The 523-nt window shown below is 67.5% G+C and carries 1 protein-coding gene; it reads left to right on the top strand.

Going from position 1 to position 523, the window contains the following annotated elements; translation table 11 throughout:
- Window positions 1-52: 52 nt before the first annotated feature.
- Window positions 53-523 (top strand): carbohydrate ABC transporter permease (locus NBZ85_RS31660; protein ID WP_498041287.1); only part of this gene is annotated, 471 nt, incomplete at its 3' end.

Here is a 523-nt window from a genome sequence, read left to right on the forward strand (position 1 = left end):
GGTGAACGTGGTGCCGGGGACGCGTCCGCGGCAGCAGCGGGCGCAGCGGCGGTTGGGGTGGCTGCTGTGCGCACCGGCGGTGGTGGTGATCGTCGCGGTGGCGGGTTATCCGATCGGCTACGCGGTGTACCTGTCGCTGCGTCGCTATGACCTGCGTTTCCCGGCGCAGTCGTCGTTCGTGGGGTTGGCCAACTACGCCACGGTGCTGGGGTCGTCGTTGTGGTGGAGGGCGCTGGCGGTCACGGTGGTGATCACGGTGGTGTCGGTGGCGGTCGAGTTTGTGCTGGGGTTGGCGTTGGCGCTGGTGATGCATCGGGCGGTGGTGGGTCGTGGGCTGGTGCGTACGGTGATCCTGATTCCGTACGGGATCGTGACGGTGGTCGCGGCGTTCGGCTGGCAGTACGCCTGGACGCCGGGGACGGGGTATCTGTCGGGGTTGTTCGGGGATGCGGCGCCGTTGGCGTCGCAGTCGTGGGGTATCGCGGTGATCATTGGTGCGGAGGCTGTCTCCTTATACACATCT

The organism is Frankia tisae (assembly GCF_025403405.1).
GTDB lineage: Bacteria > Actinomycetota > Actinomycetes > Frankiales > Frankiaceae > Frankia > Frankia tisai.